The organism is Lactococcus taiwanensis (assembly GCF_017068355.1).
Taxonomy (GTDB): domain Bacteria; phylum Bacillota; class Bacilli; order Lactobacillales; family Streptococcaceae; genus Lactococcus; species Lactococcus taiwanensis.
Genome location: NZ_CP070872.1, coordinates 343993 through 360506, shown reverse-complemented (window position 1 = coordinate 360506; position 16514 = coordinate 343993). Strand labels below are relative to the sequence as shown.

Below are 16514 nucleotides of genomic sequence, written 5' to 3'. Positions count from 1 at the left end.
TTTTAACGTCCTGTTGATCCAAAACCACCTGTGCGAGTCTCTTTATCTTGTTTTTCATCCCCATCAGCAACCAAAAAAGGCACAAAAACGCCTTGAACCACGCGCTCACCCTTCTCAACAATTACTTCATGATCTGTGAAATTACGCATTTGCATAAACATATGCCCTTCATTATCAGGATTATTATAATAATCCTTATCAATCACACCAACCGAGTTAATCAAAACCAACCCTTTTTTTCGTGGGTTTGAAGAGCGATCGTACATGTAAAGTACTTCGCCAGCTTGCATATAAGCTTTCAGTCCTGTCGGAATAAGTTTAATCTCACCGGGTGCCAAGCTTACTGTCTCCGCTGCCTCAATATCATATCCCGCTGCGTGTTCTGTTGACCTCTTAGGAAGATTAATTCCAGCATCTGCATATTTTTCTACAACTTCAAAACCACGAATTTTCATTAAATCACCTCTTTTTGTTTTACCTATTATAACATAAATAAAAAGTGTCCCATGGACACTTTTTATTATTTTATTTCTTCAGCATTCGTTTCAATCAGATGCTGATACCAATAATATGAATCTTTAGGGATTCGTTTCAGGGAACCTTCCATGGTTTCGTCCTGATCAACATAAACAAAACCATAACGTTTTTGATAGCCATTCAACCAAGAAAGTAAGTCGGTATAAGACCACGTATGGTAACCAATTACTGTCGCTCCATCGGTGATAGCTTCTTTAATGGCCCTAACATGACTTTCGAGATAGTTAATCCGATAATCATCGTGAACTTTTCCTTCTTCCAACTTATCATATTCACCTAAACCATTCTCTGTAATCATTATAGGGATACGGTAGCGTGAAGTAATCCGACGTAGAGCAATTCGCAAACCTTCAGGGTCAATTTCCCAATCCCAGTTAGTCCGCTCAACAAAGGGATTTTGAATTTTTTTGTGTAAACCTGGTACTCCGGACTCTTTTGTCGTTCCTTTTTTTCCAGTCGTATTGAATGAAGCAGCACCTACACCGCCATCAAGTGGATTCCATGCATTTGTCGCACTTTGATAATAGTTAATTCCTAAGAAATCAGGCTGAGCGGATTTTAAGAGCGCAGCATCTCCCGCTTCAAATACAGGCGCTAAGCCTTGTTCACGTAATAAAGCAAGAGCTGCTAACGGATATTCCCCATACATATAAACATCCATCCAGAAATGACTGTACATTTCTTCGGCATTTTCAGCAGCGAGAACATTTCGCGGATCACTATCCTTCGCATATTGTGGGGTATAAGCAAAAGAAGGACCGATTTGTCCAGGAATTTCTAATTCATGGAATTTATTAATGACCGTAGCATTTGCCAAGTTAGCAATGTGATTAACCTGATAAAAAAGTTTCATATCTTTTTTTCCAGGTGGGTGTGTAGCTGTTACCCAACCTTGATTGGTAAAGACATTTTGTTCATTCAATGATACCCAGTATTTTACTTTTCCTTTGAAAGTCTCAAACAAAATTTCTGCATAATTTAAAAAATCTCCGATAATCTCACGGGACTCCCATCCCCCATACAAATCCTGCAAACTTTGTGGCAGATCCCAATGATAGAGGGTGATAATTGGCTCAATTCCATTTTCAATTAATTCATCTACGAGATTCTCATAGAATTTTAACCCAGCTGAATTGACCGCTCCTCGTCCTTCTGGTAATACTCGAGTCCAAGCCACAGAAAACCGATAACTTTTTAGACCAAGTTCTTTCATCAAGGCAACATCTTCTTTGTAACGATGATAATGATCCACCGCTACATCTCCATTTGTCCCTTTAAATGTCTTTCCTGGAATACGAACAAAATTATCCCAGACGCTAGCTTTTTTCCCATCTTCAAATGGTGCGCCCTCTACTTGGTAAGCTGCAGAGGCTGATCCCCAAAGGAAATCGGCAGGAAAGGTGCTCAGTTTTTTATGCTCCATAGTGTTCTCCATTAGTTTTATTGATAGTACTATTATACCATTTGTAAACGTTTTATTTTGTTCCATATTCCGGAACTTGTTTTTTATTGGCTTTGTCTGTGAGGAAAAAAACGCCTTTGCGACGTTTCTTATTTCCGTGTTTTGATTTCGATATTTTTGTGTGCTTGTAACTGTTCTTGTGCTATTTTTTCAGCTTTTTTCTTTTGATTTCTCGCAACTAAAATCATAACGCCTCCAATTAAAACAAAGAGAAGACCAGTCCAATTGCGATAGGCAATCAATAAGAAGCCTAAGCTGATAAATGCGATTCCCCACGTACTCATACGACAGCCACATTAAAGAAAAGTGCCGCACCAAAAGGGCTATTCTTAATCAATTGCTTTGCTGTTGCTGCATCGGTAGTAGCATCATCTGAAGGAGTTTCAAAATATAATTTTAAGCCTTGCTTTTTGGTATGTTTAAAACCATTCGTTTCTAAAAGTTCAATAATTTCTTTTTGCATCATTGCAGAATTTACAAGTATCATTTACTTTCCTCCTCTGGATATTTTTATCACACTTGATAAGACTTTCAATAAAATCTTATCATATTTAACAAAAATGTGTAGAGCAAGTTCTTTGCCTGCTCTACCATCCATTTCTAAATTAATCGAGTTCTTCTTCTTCCAATTTGTTCGCTGCAATAACGAATGGTGTCCAAATAACGAAAGTGATTGCTAAGTTAATGATTGTCAAAACAATCGCCCGCCAGTCAAATCCAGTAGCCATGAACGCATTCATAATTGGTGGCGTTACCCACGGCACGGCATTGACAACAGGATCCACTAAGTGAAGGGCTGTTGCCGTGTAGGCAATGATTACTGAAATCAATGGTGCTACTGCAAATGGGATAAAGAAGATGGCATTCAAGACAACTGGGAGACCAAAGAGGACTGGTTCGTTGATATTGAAGATTCCTGGTGCGAGTCCAAGACGTCCGACCACTTTATAGTCTTTCCGTTTAGAAAAGAGGATAATCGCAATAACAAGAGTGATGGTACCACCCGAGCCACCGAACCAGGCAAAGGCATCCCATGATCCACGTACCCAAAGGTTGACATAGTCACCATTGATGGCATGCGCTTTATCAATCGCACCTTTAGCAACCAAGTCACGAATACCTGAAGAGTGAACTTGGAAGTAGAGGGCTTGGTTATTAAGACCAAGAGGTCCCCAAATCCCATCAAGTACTGGTGCCAAAACGTTTGGTCCGTGAAGGCCAAAGAACCAGAAGACTGACACAAACAGTGTGACAATCAGCACTGAGAAAATATTTTGAGATAAAATTTGGAACGGTTGAGCAATGTATTTGGTAATCAAGTTAATGACAGAATCATCAGTCAACTTACCAATGATGTAGTAGATTAGACCAACGATGTACAGTGCTGCAATTGTAGGAATGATTGCCAGAAAGGCTTTTGCAACTGCAGGTGGTACTGATTCTGGCATCTTAATCGTGATATCAGCTAGCATAAGTTTCGCATAGATAATAACGGCGATTGCACCCATAATAATGACGGTGAAATAAGCTCCAGCATCAAGGTGAGCTGCGGCAAAAAGCGGTTTCCAAGTAGCAAGACCTTGGTCTCCTAGGACACCATTAAGCTTGTCAGTTGCTGCTACTCCAGCTTTACCTGTACCGAGTGTTTCGGTAAATTTGAGCATTTGGTTTGGCAAACCTGCAAATAAAGTCGCTACTGATACGATACCACCAGCGAGGTCATTGACGCCGTAAGCACGGGCTAAGTTATACCCCCAAGAAAAGGCAAAGATAAGACCAATAACTGTCAGTGTTCCTTGGTTAACAAGGGCTGAAATATTGTTCAAATCACCAATAATTGGTGTATTGGCAAGGGTCCAGACTTTTTCTGGTGCCAATTTTGAGAATGCTGTTGCTCCCAACATCATTTGTTGAATGGCTGATGGGAAGGTGGTGACGATCGCTGAGATCATCGCTGCTAGGGCACCGGCAAGTGTTGCAGGCAACATACCGATGAATGAGTCACGCAGCGCAACCAGGTGTTTTTGAGACCCAATCTTTGCTGCTACAGGGACGAGATATTTCTCCATCCACGCAGTAATTCCGTTCATGGAATTCCTCCTTTAAAATTAATAATAAATTACTTCCAAAAAATATATTTTGAACAAAGTTAAGAACTAATCAATACTATGATCAATTAGTAAGGCTTCTCTTTTACTTAGTAAAAGAGAAAGGGTATACCCTTTTGAATATTATTTATTTTCGATGAGTTTGAATGAACTCCAAGGTTTCAAGAAATCAAGGAGGAATAATTCATCATCAGAGATGCGTCCTACTACATTAACACGCCCATCGTTTTCCATTTCACGTAAGGCAATCTGAGTTTCCCCTTTATATTGACCGTAGCCTTCGTTGTCAATAAGAAGATCTCCCCGATGGATGGGTTCAGTATCATGGGCAGGAAAATCAAGTGCTTTATAGATCACTCGAGTCATTGTTGAGCGAAGCATGTAGGCTGATTTATCCCCCCGGTAGCTATGTGTGGCTTCAAAGAGACATTTTCGCTCATTCTCCGTAATGGTTTCACGTGGAACGACTTTTATCTCTGGCATAGCTGCATTGAAAGCTTGACTCATTGCTTGCAATTCTGCTTCACTGGCGTAAGCATTTGCTATGGTGATGTCATCAATACCGCCGAGCAGCTTATAATGTTTAACCTGAGTTGCAATGTCTAAGGTACGATGAGCTTCTAAAGTACAAAGTCCATCTTGTGTTGGCCATGGCCCAAATGTGGCTGCATGAGAGTTAACAAAAGCCATGGTATTAAGATTGTAACCCTTGAACTTTTCAGTACATTTGAGATAATGGTTAAATTCTAGACCTGTGTAACGATGTGGATAGAAATTATGACTTCCAAGCAAGTTTTCTACATTTGGCGAATAATCCATAATCGAGTCTACATATGTCGTGCCTTGACTCATGTTAATTTCAATCTTGATGCCATAGGGATTACGTGTCATGCGAGCTTCTTCCGCACCAGTAAAGCCAATATCTAGGCGTATTCCATCTGCTCCCATCTCATGAAAAAAGCTCAAATCATCGTAGCTAATCTCCAGTTGATCAAAGAGGCCTGGATTAATATCGACCATAACTTCCATGCCTAGACTGTTGGCATAAGCAACAACCCTTTTAAATCCAGTTAAGACAGTCTCTTTATCTCCATCAATTTCTAACAGTGAGGTAAAAACACGTTTGAAACCATAGCGATGTGCCAAATCCAAATATGCCTTATCTGCTTCAAAGTTAGACCGTTCCGGATAAATGGAAACTCCTAATTTTCCCATCTTCTCTCCCTTTTCTAATTTTTTTATATTTCATTTTTAATACTGAAATAAAGCTTAACTCTATGATAAGGTTTTCATAAAGAAAATGCAAGCGCTATCCTCGCGAAAAAAACATGTTTCTTAAATTGAAACAATAAAGAAAGATTCTTATTTTTAGATAGGTTTGGCGCTTTCATAAGATAAGAACGAGATGTTACAGCGAAATCTGACTATACCAATTTAGTGTAGTTATATACTTGTAATCTCTGCTTTTATCCTCTCTTCTTAAGGGCCCTTCTTACAAAAAAAGTTACTGACCGCTCTGTCAGTAACTTTTTTAGAAGTATTCACGCAAAATAGCTTGCTCTTTCCGTAAGATTTTGGCAGTAAATTCACCAATAGACATTTTTTCTGGCTGGCCTTCGCCAAAAATCCGATGATTTTCAGGTAGAATCTCGTCAATAATTTCCACTGGAAAATCTGGTGGCCCATAACTTTCCAAAAAGGCATCTAAATTAACAATCCTTGCTTGCATATAAGGCAGTAAACTAATCTTAGCATGCTGTGGTTCACGCATATCTTGTTCCAAAGTCGCATCACTTGGCGCTTGCCAAACTACTTCAGAAAAAGCCCCCGCGTGACTCGCAATAAATCGATAAAGTCCTTGTTTAGCCTCATCAGTTAAAGTGATTAACTCACGTATCACAAAATCCATCCCAGAAAACTCATAAATCAAGTACCCTAATGCTTTTCCCTCTTCCCGATAAACAGCAAAATAAGGTTGGGATTTGTATTCAAAATAATAATGCCACTGTTCCACGCTACGAGCAAGAGAACCTTTATTATAAGCAGACTCATGGATTTTCATTAGATCTGTAAGCGTCTCTGAACTGCTCATAAGTGGACTGACAGCGCCGTCAGTAGCATGTTCTTTACTGCTGATCTGCTCCCGAGAAACCCTCCCAATTGTTCGGCGTCCTTGAGGGAAATCTTGAGCAGGCAGACGATAGAGTTTTTGCTCAAAAGCATAATGATAACCAAATTTGCCATAAAACTCGTAAGAAAAAGGAGCCAAATAAGAAAATACTGTGCCCGCTTCATAATTATCGCGCAAAAGCTCCGTCATAAGTCCCCGGATTGCACCATTACCTCTGTATTCAGGATAACTTGCAACGTAACCAACACCTGACATTTTCACGCGTTTGCCCCCCCAGTGAACCTCAAAATGAGAATCAATAACCATTGAAGTCAAGGCACTAGCCGAACGGTGCGTATAGGGCGTGGAAAAATTTAGAAGTGCTGAAAATGCCCGTTCCCGTTCTGGAGTAAGTTTCTTGTGAAAGGCATAAATAGAGAGGTCCAAAAGCTCTTTACTTAAAATTGTATTCGTATTCATGAGTTCATTTTAACATAAAGCTAAAAAAATGAGAAACTTTTTATGTTAGCGTTTTCTAACATCCCAACTAAAAAACAACCTTTTGGTTGTTTTCTCTTAAACTTCAGACAGTTAATTCAATTTCATTTTTTTCAGGGTCGAGAATGACGGCTTCATAATAACCATCTCCCGTTGTACGGGGACCAGATTTTATAGTGAAACCCTCTGCAACAAATCGGGCCACAAGCTCGTCTACTTTTTCCTTTGTCCCGAGTGAAAACGCCAGATGAGCATACCCCGTACTGACGGCTCGGTCAGAGCTGTTCAATCCTTCTTTTGTTCCTATTTCTAAGCGCGCACCATCAGAAAATGTTAAAAAGTAGGATTGAAAAGTCGTCTTTGGATTATGGTATTTTGCGCCAGCCGTTGCTCCAAAATAAGTCATATAAAATTGACGCATTTGTTCCAAATCTTGAACGAAAAGTCCGACATGTTCTATCTTCATCGTCATATCCTCTCTCAGCGACTGACCTGTCCGTTATAAGCCCGATTCATGTTATCCAACACCGCAAGCATTTGCCGCTTTTTTAAACGACCAAGAAAGAACCCAACGACCTTATCATTGACCATTTGGATAAACCCATTTGAGGTTTGTTGCTCTTGGATGTGGACTTCCGTGCTACGATCATCTATTTTATGGAGTTCCCATCGGGTTACAAAGGTATTGCGATTTGTTTTAGTAGTAAAATCATAAACACTAGGTTCTAATAATTCGTTTATCCGGATTGTTCCTCGCTGATTTTTACCGAAATTTTTAGTGTATTCAAAGCCATTAAGATTACGTATTTTAGGGCGTTTCCCTGTATTTTTTTCTATATCAAATAAACATGAATCCACAATTTTTTCAAATATAAAATCACGCGGGGCATCAATGGTTTTATTAATTTTCATGACTAAATCATCTCCTTGAGCATTTTCTTTAAGCCTATTCTAACAAGATTAAAACTTCTTTGCAAGCACTTTCACGTTTCCAAAACTGAAATAAGTTTTTTATTTAAAGAAGGGCAGAGTGACAAAGAGAACAAGTAACACTAAAAATGCACCAGTAGCAAAAATTCGGAATTGTGCCGGGATAGAAGGTTTAAAAGCTTTAGGTGGTAGGATTGCCGCCAATAAAACCCCACCGATAGCCCCACCAACATGTGCCCAAATACTGACATTGCCTAGTGAGAAAAGGTTAAGAAATAAATTGGCGATAATTAGGACGGCAAATGTTTTTCCGATTTGTTGAAGAAAGGGGTGTTGGGTAAAATAACCAATACCTGCTACTGCTGCAAAGAGGCCGAATAATGAAGTCGATGCACCTGCAGATACGATATTAGGGGTTATCAAAAAGACTAGGGCATTCCCAAAAATCCCTGACAAAAGATAGATGAGGGTAAATCTTAACCACCCAAACACATTTTCTACTTGGCGACCGATAAAAAAGAGCGTTGCTGTATTCATCAAGAAATGTGCCCAACCAATGTGCACAAAAATGGGGGTAAAAAGGCGCCATATCTGGCTTGGATCTTGCAGAATCGCCGGACCAAAAAATGCCCCAGCGTTGAAGAGGTTGATTGTGGAGGTAGCTTGCGCACCAAAACTAAAAAATTGCCACAACCACACGAGTGTAGTCAAGAGGGAAAGGACATAAGTCGCTTTGTAACGGGTAAAATCTCGCTTTATTTCATTAAAATTCATTTTTTTCTCCTATAAACATATGTTGGACAGGCTTATCATGAGGTTCAGGTTGAAAATCATTCCTTTGAAAATCGTAAAGTACTGAAGCAGTTTGTCCTGAAAAATTAGCTAAATAACGGTCATAATAGCCTCCACCAAAACCAATACGGTAGCCATTTGTATTCCAAGCAAGGCCAGGAACGAGTATCAAATCTGGTTCTATTGCTTCAGTCGCTGTAGGTTCAAGCAGACCAAACGTAGAACGTTGCAATTGATTTTTATCATAGTTAGCAAACATTAATTGACGCTGGGGCAAACATTTGGGAATAAGAATCGTTTTTTCTTGTTCTTCTTCAAAGAGCAGTGTCAGATCAAATTCCTCAGGCATGGGCATATACAGCGCCACTTTTTCAGCCTTTTTCCAAGCAGGTGATGCGGTAAGCTGGGCAATTACCTGCTTTGTTTGACGTTTTTTTTGATCAGTTGGAAATATTTTTAACTTTTTGAACACTTTTTCGCGAATTTGGGCTTTACTTTCCATACTAACTATGATAACATGAAAGTGTAAGTTTTTGTTTTACGATTAGTTCTGCGCTTTTGGGTTCATTCCTATTCAAGATTCAGATTTACAAATTTTATAATAAGGAAGTACCAAAATATGGCTCAAGGAACTGTAAAATGGTTTAACGCAACTAAAGGCTTCGGCTTTATCACTACTGAAGAAGGAAACGATGTTTTCGCTCACTTCTCAGCTATCCAAACTGACGGCTTCAAAACACTTGACGAAGGTCAAAAAGTAACTTTTGAAGTTGAAGAAGGCCCTCGTGGACCACAAGCTGTTAATATCCAAAAATAATTAGCGCTTGAAGCCTGCCATTATTGGTAGGCTTTTCTTTTTGCATTTTTTACAAACAAGTAACCAACTTTTACTCCAATAGAGTTAAAGCTAGAGACAGTTTTTTTGTCATCTTTCTTAAAAAGGCCGTTGAGTCCTTCTTTTCCCTTTTTATTCGAGTTTTTTGTTTTTGTACATAAAAAAGCGCTATTTTACAGAAAATAACCTTGTAAAAAGCCAAGAAATAAACTAAAATAAAGAAAACAACTACGTTCATTTAGGGAAAACATGAAAGATTTAACAAAAGGAAATATTTTAACAGGGCTTATCGCTTTTACTTTGCCCCTCTTGTTAGGGAACTTTTTTCAAGTTCTCTATAATACAGCTGATACACTGATCGTTGGGCAAACACTTGGAAAAAATGCTCTGGCATCTGTTGGTGCGACCGGCTCTATCAACTTTTTAATTGTCGGCTTTGCCCAAGGGATGACTGCTGGCTTAACTATTTTGACTGCGCAGCGGTTCGGTGCAAAAGACCATCTAGCAATCAAAAAATCTTATGTGACTGGTCTTTACTTCACTGTAGCGGTCTCGATTTTACTGAGTATTCTCTCTATTATTTTTGTGGGACCACTTTTACAACTCATGCAGACACCCGCAGAAATCTTTGAAGGGGCTAAGACTTTCATGAGAATTATGCTGGGTGGGATGATTGCGACTAATCTCTACGCTTATCTGTCAAATGCTTTACGCGCGTTGGGAGATTCCAAAACACCACTTTACGCCTTGATTGTCGCCTCGATTCTGAATATCGGCTTCGAATACTTTGCCATCTTAGTTTTAAAACTTGGCTTAGCTGGGGCAAGTAGTGCGACAATTTTAGCCCAGACTATTTCCGTTCTCTTTCTTTTGTGGCATATTAAACGTAAAGTCCCAGAATATCATCTCAATCGCGCTCTTTGGCACATAGATCGCCAAGAAATATTGCATCATGCGCGTTTAGCCGTCCCAATGGGTTTTCAGTCAAGTATTATAGCGATTGGCTCTATTACGTTGCAAATTGCCCTTAATAAAATGGGAACTGACGCCGTCGCCACTCAAGCCATTGTCTCAAAAATTGACCAGCTAGCGATGCTCCCCATGATGTCAATGGGACTTGCGATGGCTACTTTTGGCGCTCAAAATTATGGTGCCCGACAGTACAAGCGTATTAATCAAGGCTTAATACGTGCTTTGGCTATAGCTGTAAGCTGGTCAATTGCCTTTGCCTTACTTTTGAATATCGCACATTTCTATTTTACTACGGCTTTTATCTCGGCGAGCCAGACCGCTGTTATTGAGATGTCGAGTCATTATTACTTGGTCAACGGAAGTTTCTATTGGCTTTTGGCCATCTTGTTTGTTACACGCTCAACAATTCAAGGACTAGGAAACGCCAAAATTCCCACACTCTGTGGTTTTGCAGAACTCTTTATGAGGGCGGGCGTTGCGATTATAGGGGTATTACTACTTAATTATACAGTCATTATTGCAAGTAATCCCGCCGCTTGGATTGGCTCCACTTCAATTCTCATTCCCACGACCCTGCGTATGATTAAACGTTTCCGTCGTAATGAAGATTTATATGAAAAAACCGCCTAAAAGGCGTTTTTTTATTTCATCACTGACTGACAGCCCCGTCAGCATCCCTTTTACGGTAATACTCAGGTAAAAGGAGTAGGCCAGCATCTTCAAAAGCTTTAGCCACTTGTAAGAGTAGAATTTCTGAATTTTTCGGTCCCCAAAGTTGAACACCTAACGGGAGATTTGTTTTTTCATTGACATAAATCGGTAAGGATAAGGCAGGTTGCCCTGTTAAGTTACTGATGAAGTTATAAGGTGTAAAAGCTAATGAGCGAGCAAAAGCTTGCTCAATAATTTCCATCTGTTTCTCAAAATCATAATGGGCAATCTGGTGCAATTGCTCTAAAACTTCAGGACTTATGAGTTCTTCACCAATTTTGGGCGCAGTCTTGGCAGTTGTAGGGGTAAGGAAGAGGTCATAATCTTGATAAATTTTTTCTGAAAACAGTTCTGCCGTAGCATCCCAGCGCACAAGTGCATCAATATAGTTAGTCACTGGTACTTTTCGCCCCGCTTCTAAAAGCGCATAGCTGAGTGGTTCAATCGCAGGTGGTGTTATTTTTTTACCTGTAGCTTTTTCCAAGGGTTCTAACATAGCCAGGGTTTCAGCTGCATTCATTTGATAGTAAGTACGTATAAGAGCTGTAGCTTCCAAAGGAAAGGGAACTTGCGTTACTTCATGTCCTTGGTCTTTTAAAAATTGTACAGCTTTTCGCACAGCCTTAATGGCATCTTCAGAAAGTTCAACCCCTTTTATCGGACTTTCAAGTGAAAAAGCGATTTTTTTATTACTGACAGGCCTGTCAGTAGTCTCACAAAGTTCGATTAACTGTTGCTCATCCACTAAGGGTGCTTGATAAGGCGCTCCCTCTTGGACGGTTTGTAATTCTAACAAGAAACGTGCCGTATCCCGAACAGATACATTCAGAGCTCCTGTAATAGCTGCTCCTTGCCAGCCTCGGTAATAACCTGGCCCTTGTGGCATTCGCCCTCGTGTCATTTTTAGTCCGATTAAACCCGAAAAGGAAGCTGGAATCCTTATCGATCCTCCCCCATCTGAGGCACCAGCGATACTGAACATCCCTGATGCCACAGCAGATGCTGCTCCACCAGAAGAGCCCCCTGAATAATACGCTGGGTTCCAGACATTTCTTGTGTCTCCATAAAGTTTCGAGTCTGAGATATTTTTAAAACCAAATTCAGGCGAATTGGTCTGTCCATAAGGTGTAAGACCAGCTTGCATAATTCCTTTAACGTAGTTATCATCAGCCTCAGCCGTTACATCCGCAAACAGAAGTGAGCTAGATGTATCAGGGAGCCCTTCATGCGTCTGTCCCAACATTTTTAAAGCAAAGGGTACACCAGCGAAAAAGCCTGGTGACGTCTGTGCAAGATCCTGTTTAGCTAAAGACAGATCCTCTGCTACCACAGCGTTATAAAGAGGATTGAGCTGCTCAATCTTCTCTTTTGTCATCTCTAATAATGTTTCTGCGGACAGAGCTCCTGATCGGATTTGATTTGCCCAAAAGGTCGCATCTTTAATTTCTGGCATCCATTTCTCCTTTAAAATATGATAGGGACAAGGATCCCCTACTGAAGGTGCACTTAAGTTAATTCTACCATATCCAAGAAAAAATAATAAAACACACACACTTCTAAAAGAAGGTGCGTGTGTTATATTAAAAATTATCCAATTCTTGATACAAAAGTTTTTGCGCAACCGTTGGGTTAGCTTGTCCTTTAGTTGCTTTCATCAATTGACCAACCAAAGCTTTCGCCGCATTTTGCTTCCCACCACGATAATCGGCTACAGATTGTTCATTCTTAGCAAATACATCATGAATGATTGGCAAAAGCACGGCAGGGTCAGAAATTTGAACCAAACCAGCTTTCTTGACAAATTCTTCGGCAGAACCACCATTTTTTGCTAATTCAATAAAGACTTTTTTAGCAATTTTTGAAGAAATTGTGCCATCTGAAATCAAACGAATCATTTCTGTCAGATTTTCTGGAGTTAAGCCAATCTCATGAAGTTCTTTTTTCTCACTGTTTAGGTATTGCGCTACTTCACCTTGCAACCAATTTGAAACCAATTTAGGATCAGTATCAAATTTGACCGCTTCATCAAAGAAATCAGACACTTCTTTCGTTGCGGTCAATTGACGCGCATCGTAGTCTGACAAGCCCAAATCATTGATGTAATGCACCCGACGAGCGCTTGCCGTCATTGGCAAACTTTGACGCATTTCTTCAATCCATTCGTCAGAAATTTCAAAACGAGGGACATCTGGCTCTGGGAAGTAACGGTAATCAGAAGCGCCTTCTTTAACACGCATCAAGATTGTTTCTCCGGTTTTGTCATTAAAACGACGTGTTTCTTGACGAATTACGCCACCAGCACGCAAAATTTTAGCTTGACGGGCAACTTCAAAGTCCAAAGCTTTTTTGACATTGCTAAATGAGTTCATGTTTTTAACTTCTGTCTTCACCCCAAAAGCTTCTTGGCCATAAGGACGGAGTGAAACATTGGCATCACAACGCATTGAACCTTCTTCCATCTTCACATCAGAAATTCCTGTGTAAAGAATGGCTTCTTTAAGTGCTGTCAGATAAGCATAAGCTTCCTCAGGAGTGCGCATGTCAGCTTCTGAGACAATCTCAATCAATGGTACTCCTTGACGATTCAAATCGACATAAGAATAACCATCCGTTCCGTGCGTATTTTTCCCGGCATCTTCTTCTAAATGAGCGCGCTCAATGCGAATCGTCGCTTTATGGCCATCTTCAAGTTCAATTTCAATGGAACCATTGTAACCAATTGGCTCATCAAATTGTGAAATTTGGTAAGCTTTGGGATTATCAGGATAGAAATAATTTTTGCGGTCAAAATGCATTGATTTGTGAATATCCATATTCAAAGCAAGAGCCGCTTTAATTCCGCTATCAATTACCCCTTTATTCATTACTGGTAAAACACCAGGAAGTGACCAGTCAATCACATTTGTATTTGTATTAGGGTCTCCACCAAATTTTGTTGAGGCGGGACTGAAAATTTTTGAGTTTGTACTTAACTCAACGTGGACTTCAAGCCCAATTACTGTTTCAAAGTTCATTATTTTCTCCGATACTTTCTTTAAGAAAGTCAAATTATCCTAGTCAATATATTGTTTTCCGGTTTTTGACAATTTTTCAAGCAAACTAAGTTGTGACATGGTCGTTCTTTTTACTGACAAGTTTGTCAGCTCTGAGCGTTTTATAAATTTCGTTTCTGAAGTTTCACTATTTTCCAGAAAATCAATGGATAAAGCTTTACACTTAAAAACAAATTTATAATATTGCTTTCCTTGCGGTTGCCATTTGTCTGTATCGAAAATCGCTAATAAGCGCTCAATCTCTCCAGAAACTCCAGCTTCCTCTTTCAACTCCTTAAGTAGATTTTCACTTGGCGTAAATCCAATCTCTCCATATCCACCTGGTAAGACCCAGTCTCCCTGAATTTTATCCCGAACAAAGAGTATCTCTTTTTCTTCATTTTGAATAAAAGCCCGCACATCAATCATCGGTGTCGGATAAGAATTATTTGGACGAAAGAGATCTGTCAGCTCCTCTTTAGTCAAAGTAGTTGAATGCTTTAAAAGTTGAGGTAAAATCGCTTTGATTTCATGATAACGTTCAATATCAAAGACATCTTTCCCGTAAAAAAGTCCTGCATCAGCAACTGCATTTAATCGCTTGATTAATTCGTCAAATTCCATTTTTTATTTTCCAAAAATAATCGGTTGTTTTTTGTGGAAATCAGTAGTTGCTTCAAAAGCAGCCGCTACTTGATAAATCGTTTCTTCATCGTAACGTTTACCAATCAATTGCATTCCCACAGGTAGTCCATCGGCAAAACCAGCAGGAATTGAAATTCCTGGAAGGCCAGCTAGGTTGACTGGAATTGTCAATAAATCCGCCAAATACATTGAAAGTGGATCATCAACACGTGCTCCCAAGTCCCAAGCTGGTGTCGGAGTTGTTGGGCCTAAGATTAAATCATATTTTTCAAAAACTTTTGCAAAATCATTGATGATTAAAGTACGAACTTGACCTGCTTTTTTGAAATGTTTATCATAAGAACCTGCTGAAAGACTGAAAGTTCCTAACATAATTCGACGTTGAACTTCTGGACCAAATCCTTCAGAACGTGATTTTACATACAAATCTTCAAGATTTTTGATGTCTTGTGCACGATAACCGTAACGAATACCATCAAAACGTTGAAGATTTGAGCTGGCTTCAGAAGAGGCAATAATATAATAAACTGCAACACCATATTTACTGTGAGGAAGACTCACTTCTTCAACAATGGCACCCAATTTTTCCAAATGTTTAGCTGCTGCCAAAATTTGTTCTTTTACTTTTTCATCAATTCCTTCACCAAAATATTCTTTAGGCAAAGCAATTTTCATTCCTTTAATGTCTTGACCAATTTTACTTGTAAAGTCGGGAACTGCAACATTTGATGATGTGCTATCATTTTTATCAAAGCCAGAAATGACATTCAAAAGTTGAGCATTTTCTTCGACTGTTGGCGCCAATGGACCGATTTGGTCTAATGATGAAGCAAAAGCAATTAAACCAAAACGACTCACACGACCATAAGTTGGTTTCAAACCAACAATACCATTGAATGCGGCAGGTTGGCGAATTGAGCCACCCGTATCTGAACCCAATGATAAACGAACTTGACCAGAAGCAACTGAAGCCGCAGAACCAGATGAAGAACCACCAGGTACTTTTGTTTGATCCCAAGCGTTTTTGGTTGGCTTAACTGAAGAATTTTCACCAGAACCACCCATCGCAAACTCATCCATATTGAGTTTACCAATTGTAATTAACCCAGATTCGCTCAATTTATTCGCAACCGTTGCATTATAAGGCGGAATCCAACCTCCAAGAATTTTTGAGGCAGCTGTTGTTTCAATTCCTTCTGTAACAATATTATCTTTGACAGCAATTGAGATTCCGTCAGTCACAACATCTGGATTAATGCCACGAGCATCAATTGCAGCAGCATCTTGCAAAGCTTTTTCTTCTGTAATGCTCAAAAAAGCATCAATTTGTGGTTCACGTGCAGAAATATCAGAAAGCGTTGCTTTTGTCAGTTCAAGAGCAGAAATTTCTTTATTGACAAGTAGCTCATGAAGCTCTTTGATTGATTTGTTATTGTATGACATTAAGCATCTCCTCCATCAGAAAGCATCGCTGGAACTTTGATAAAGCCGTCTTCTTTTTCAGGAACGGCTGCCATGAGTTTTTCACGGTCAAGTCCTTTTTCTGCCACATCTTCACGCATGAAGTTGAGATTATCTGCCACATTCATAGTAAATGGGACACCTTCACCATCAACTTCATCTAACATTTCAACCATATCAATGATTTTTCCAAAAGTATCGGTAAATGATTTTACTTCATTTTCCGAGAATTCAAGCTTTGACAAAAGCGCCACGTGCTTGACTTGTTCCTCTGTAATTTGACTCATATTTTTAATCTCCAGTTTTTTAGAGTGTATTCTTGTTAATTATAACAAAAAATCACGCTTTTAGCAGGCTACCAGTAACTTTACAACATTCCTTCATATTTTTTACTGACTGCCCTCTTTTAAACGCTGATCCA

At 39.5% G+C, this 16514-nt stretch carries 18 protein-coding genes; 2 read left to right on the top strand and 16 right to left on the bottom strand.

Going from position 1 to position 16514, the window contains the following annotated elements; genetic code table 11:
• Positions 1 to 2: 2 nt before the first annotated feature.
• From JW886_RS01870 to JW886_RS01820, 11 genes are all read right to left on the bottom strand, one after another.
• On the bottom strand, positions 3 to 455 hold the full coding sequence (locus tag JW886_RS01870; RefSeq protein ID WP_075525171.1) for a dUTP diphosphatase: 453 nt from the start codon (positions 453 to 455) through the stop codon (positions 3 to 5).
• A 65-nt stretch (positions 456 to 520) separates the two neighbouring features.
• Entirely contained in the window at positions 521 to 1960 is a 1440-nt protein-coding gene (locus JW886_RS01865; protein ID WP_075525170.1) for a glycoside hydrolase family 1 protein, read from the bottom strand.
• A 128-nt stretch (positions 1961 to 2088) separates the two neighbouring features.
• On the bottom strand, positions 2089 to 2283 hold the full coding sequence (locus JW886_RS01860) for a hypothetical protein (protein WP_205872158.1): 195 nt from the start codon (positions 2281 to 2283) through the stop codon (positions 2089 to 2091).
• Complete coding sequence (locus JW886_RS01855; protein ID WP_075525168.1) at positions 2280 to 2486, bottom strand: hypothetical protein; 207 nt, start codon at positions 2484 to 2486, stop codon at positions 2280 to 2282. The genes JW886_RS01860 and JW886_RS01855 overlap by 4 nt, the downstream gene beginning before the upstream one ends.
• Positions 2487 to 2604: 118 nt before the next feature.
• Complete coding sequence (locus JW886_RS01850) at positions 2605 to 4089, bottom strand: PTS sugar transporter subunit IIC (RefSeq protein WP_200406958.1); 1485 nt, start codon at positions 4087 to 4089, stop codon at positions 2605 to 2607.
• Positions 4090 to 4230: 141 nt separating this feature from the next.
• Positions 4231 to 5322, bottom strand: coding sequence for a DUF871 domain-containing protein (locus JW886_RS01845; RefSeq protein ID WP_075525166.1), 1092 nt, complete (start codon positions 5320 to 5322; stop codon positions 4231 to 4233).
• 316 nt (positions 5323 to 5638) lie between these two features.
• Entirely contained in the window at positions 5639 to 6697 is a 1059-nt protein-coding gene (locus JW886_RS01840; protein ID WP_205872157.1) for a GNAT family N-acetyltransferase, read from the bottom strand.
• Between the two features lie 103 nt (positions 6698 to 6800).
• Positions 6801 to 7181 (bottom strand): VOC family protein, encoded by a 381-nt coding sequence (locus JW886_RS01835; RefSeq protein WP_205872156.1) that lies wholly within the window; start codon positions 7179 to 7181, stop codon positions 6801 to 6803.
• 14 nt (positions 7182 to 7195) lie between these two features.
• Complete coding sequence (locus tag JW886_RS01830) at positions 7196 to 7627, bottom strand: DUF3284 domain-containing protein (protein ID WP_075525163.1); 432 nt, start codon at positions 7625 to 7627, stop codon at positions 7196 to 7198.
• Positions 7628 to 7726: 99 nt separating this feature from the next.
• The gene (locus JW886_RS01825) at positions 7727 to 8419 is read right to left on the bottom strand and encodes a rhomboid family intramembrane serine protease (protein WP_200406954.1); all 693 of its coding nucleotides are present in this window, start codon (positions 8417 to 8419) and stop codon (positions 7727 to 7729) included.
• Positions 8409 to 8939: a 5-formyltetrahydrofolate cyclo-ligase gene (locus tag JW886_RS01820; protein ID WP_205872155.1), complete on the bottom strand. Its 531-nt coding sequence runs from the start codon at positions 8937 to 8939 to the stop codon at positions 8409 to 8411. The genes JW886_RS01825 and JW886_RS01820 overlap by 11 nt, the downstream gene beginning before the upstream one ends.
• Positions 8940 to 9056: 117 nt before the next feature.
• Between JW886_RS01820 and JW886_RS01815 the strand changes: the two genes are divergently transcribed.
• Positions 9057 to 9254 (top strand): cold-shock protein, encoded by a 198-nt coding sequence (locus tag JW886_RS01815; RefSeq protein WP_075525160.1) that lies wholly within the window; start codon positions 9057 to 9059, stop codon positions 9252 to 9254.
• Positions 9255 to 9521: 267 nt separating this feature from the next.
• Entirely contained in the window at positions 9522 to 10874 is a 1353-nt protein-coding gene (locus JW886_RS01810) for an MATE family efflux transporter (protein ID WP_205271799.1), read from the top strand.
• A gap of 19 nt (positions 10875 to 10893) precedes the next feature.
• Here the strand turns inward: JW886_RS01810 and JW886_RS01805 are convergent, their stop codons facing one another.
• The 5 genes from JW886_RS01805 to gatC form a co-directional block, all read right to left on the bottom strand.
• Complete coding sequence (locus JW886_RS01805) at positions 10894 to 12408, bottom strand: amidase family protein (RefSeq protein WP_205872154.1); 1515 nt, start codon at positions 12406 to 12408, stop codon at positions 10894 to 10896.
• Positions 12409 to 12535: 127 nt separating this feature from the next.
• A complete protein-coding gene (gene gatB, locus JW886_RS01800) occupies positions 12536 to 13969 on the bottom strand; it encodes an Asp-tRNA(Asn)/Glu-tRNA(Gln) amidotransferase subunit GatB (protein WP_205872153.1) in 1434 nt (477 codons plus the stop codon).
• A 39-nt stretch (positions 13970 to 14008) separates the two neighbouring features.
• Positions 14009 to 14611 carry an NUDIX hydrolase gene (locus JW886_RS01795; RefSeq protein ID WP_205872152.1) on the bottom strand — a complete coding sequence of 201 codons (603 nt, stop codon included), beginning with the start codon at positions 14609 to 14611 and terminating at the stop codon, positions 14009 to 14011.
• 3 nt (positions 14612 to 14614) lie between these two features.
• Entirely contained in the window at positions 14615 to 16075 is a 1461-nt protein-coding gene (gatA, locus tag JW886_RS01790) for an Asp-tRNA(Asn)/Glu-tRNA(Gln) amidotransferase subunit GatA (protein ID WP_205872151.1), read from the bottom strand.
• On the bottom strand, positions 16075 to 16380 hold the full coding sequence (gene gatC, locus JW886_RS01785; protein WP_010905163.1) for an Asp-tRNA(Asn)/Glu-tRNA(Gln) amidotransferase subunit GatC: 306 nt from the start codon (positions 16378 to 16380) through the stop codon (positions 16075 to 16077). The genes gatA and gatC overlap by 1 nt, the downstream gene beginning before the upstream one ends.
• Between the last annotated feature and the right edge of the window lie 134 nt (positions 16381 to 16514).

Excerpts from the sequence above, each read along its gene's own strand:
- JW886_RS01840 (WP_205872157.1), bottom strand. The coding sequence starts at position 6,697 with ATGAATACGAATACAATTTTAAGTAAAGAGCTTTTGGACCTCTCTATT.
- JW886_RS01830 (WP_075525163.1), bottom strand. The coding sequence starts at position 7,627 with ATGAAAATTAATAAAACCATTGATGCCCCGCGTGATTTTATATTTGAA.
- JW886_RS01835 (WP_205872156.1), bottom strand. The coding sequence starts at position 7,181 with ATGAAGATAGAACATGTCGGACTTTTCGTTCAAGATTTGGAACAAATG.
- JW886_RS01870 (WP_075525171.1), bottom strand. The coding sequence starts at position 455 with ATGAAAATTCGTGGTTTTGAAGTTGTAGAAAAATATGCAGATGCTGGA.
- gatC (WP_010905163.1), bottom strand. The coding sequence starts at position 16,380 with ATGAGTCAAATTACAGAGGAACAAGTCAAGCACGTGGCGCTTTTGTCA.
- JW886_RS01815 (WP_075525160.1), top strand. The coding sequence starts at position 9,057 with ATGGCTCAAGGAACTGTAAAATGGTTTAACGCAACTAAAGGCTTCGGC.
- gatA (WP_205872151.1), bottom strand. The coding sequence starts at position 16,075 with ATGTCATACAATAACAAATCAATCAAAGAGCTTCATGAGCTACTTGTC.
- JW886_RS01820 (WP_205872155.1), bottom strand. The coding sequence starts at position 8,939 with ATGGAAAGTAAAGCCCAAATTCGCGAAAAAGTGTTCAAAAAGTTAAAA.
- JW886_RS01850 (WP_200406958.1), bottom strand. The coding sequence starts at position 4,089 with ATGAACGGAATTACTGCGTGGATGGAGAAATATCTCGTCCCTGTAGCA.
- JW886_RS01865 (WP_075525170.1), bottom strand. The coding sequence starts at position 1,960 with ATGGAGCATAAAAAACTGAGCACCTTTCCTGCCGATTTCCTTTGGGGA.
- JW886_RS01845 (WP_075525166.1), bottom strand. The coding sequence starts at position 5,322 with ATGGGAAAATTAGGAGTTTCCATTTATCCGGAACGGTCTAACTTTGAA.
- JW886_RS01860 (WP_205872158.1), bottom strand. The coding sequence starts at position 2,283 with ATGAGTACGTGGGGAATCGCATTTATCAGCTTAGGCTTCTTATTGATT.
- JW886_RS01805 (WP_205872154.1), bottom strand. The coding sequence starts at position 12,408 with ATGCCAGAAATTAAAGATGCGACCTTTTGGGCAAATCAAATCCGATCA.
- JW886_RS01810 (WP_205271799.1), top strand. The coding sequence starts at position 9,522 with ATGAAAGATTTAACAAAAGGAAATATTTTAACAGGGCTTATCGCTTTT.
- JW886_RS01795 (WP_205872152.1), bottom strand. The coding sequence starts at position 14,611 with ATGGAATTTGACGAATTAATCAAGCGATTAAATGCAGTTGCTGATGCA.
- JW886_RS01855 (WP_075525168.1), bottom strand. The coding sequence starts at position 2,486 with ATGATACTTGTAAATTCTGCAATGATGCAAAAAGAAATTATTGAACTT.
- gatB (WP_205872153.1), bottom strand. The coding sequence starts at position 13,969 with ATGAACTTTGAAACAGTAATTGGGCTTGAAGTCCACGTTGAGTTAAGT.
- JW886_RS01825 (WP_200406954.1), bottom strand. The coding sequence starts at position 8,419 with ATGAATTTTAATGAAATAAAGCGAGATTTTACCCGTTACAAAGCGACT.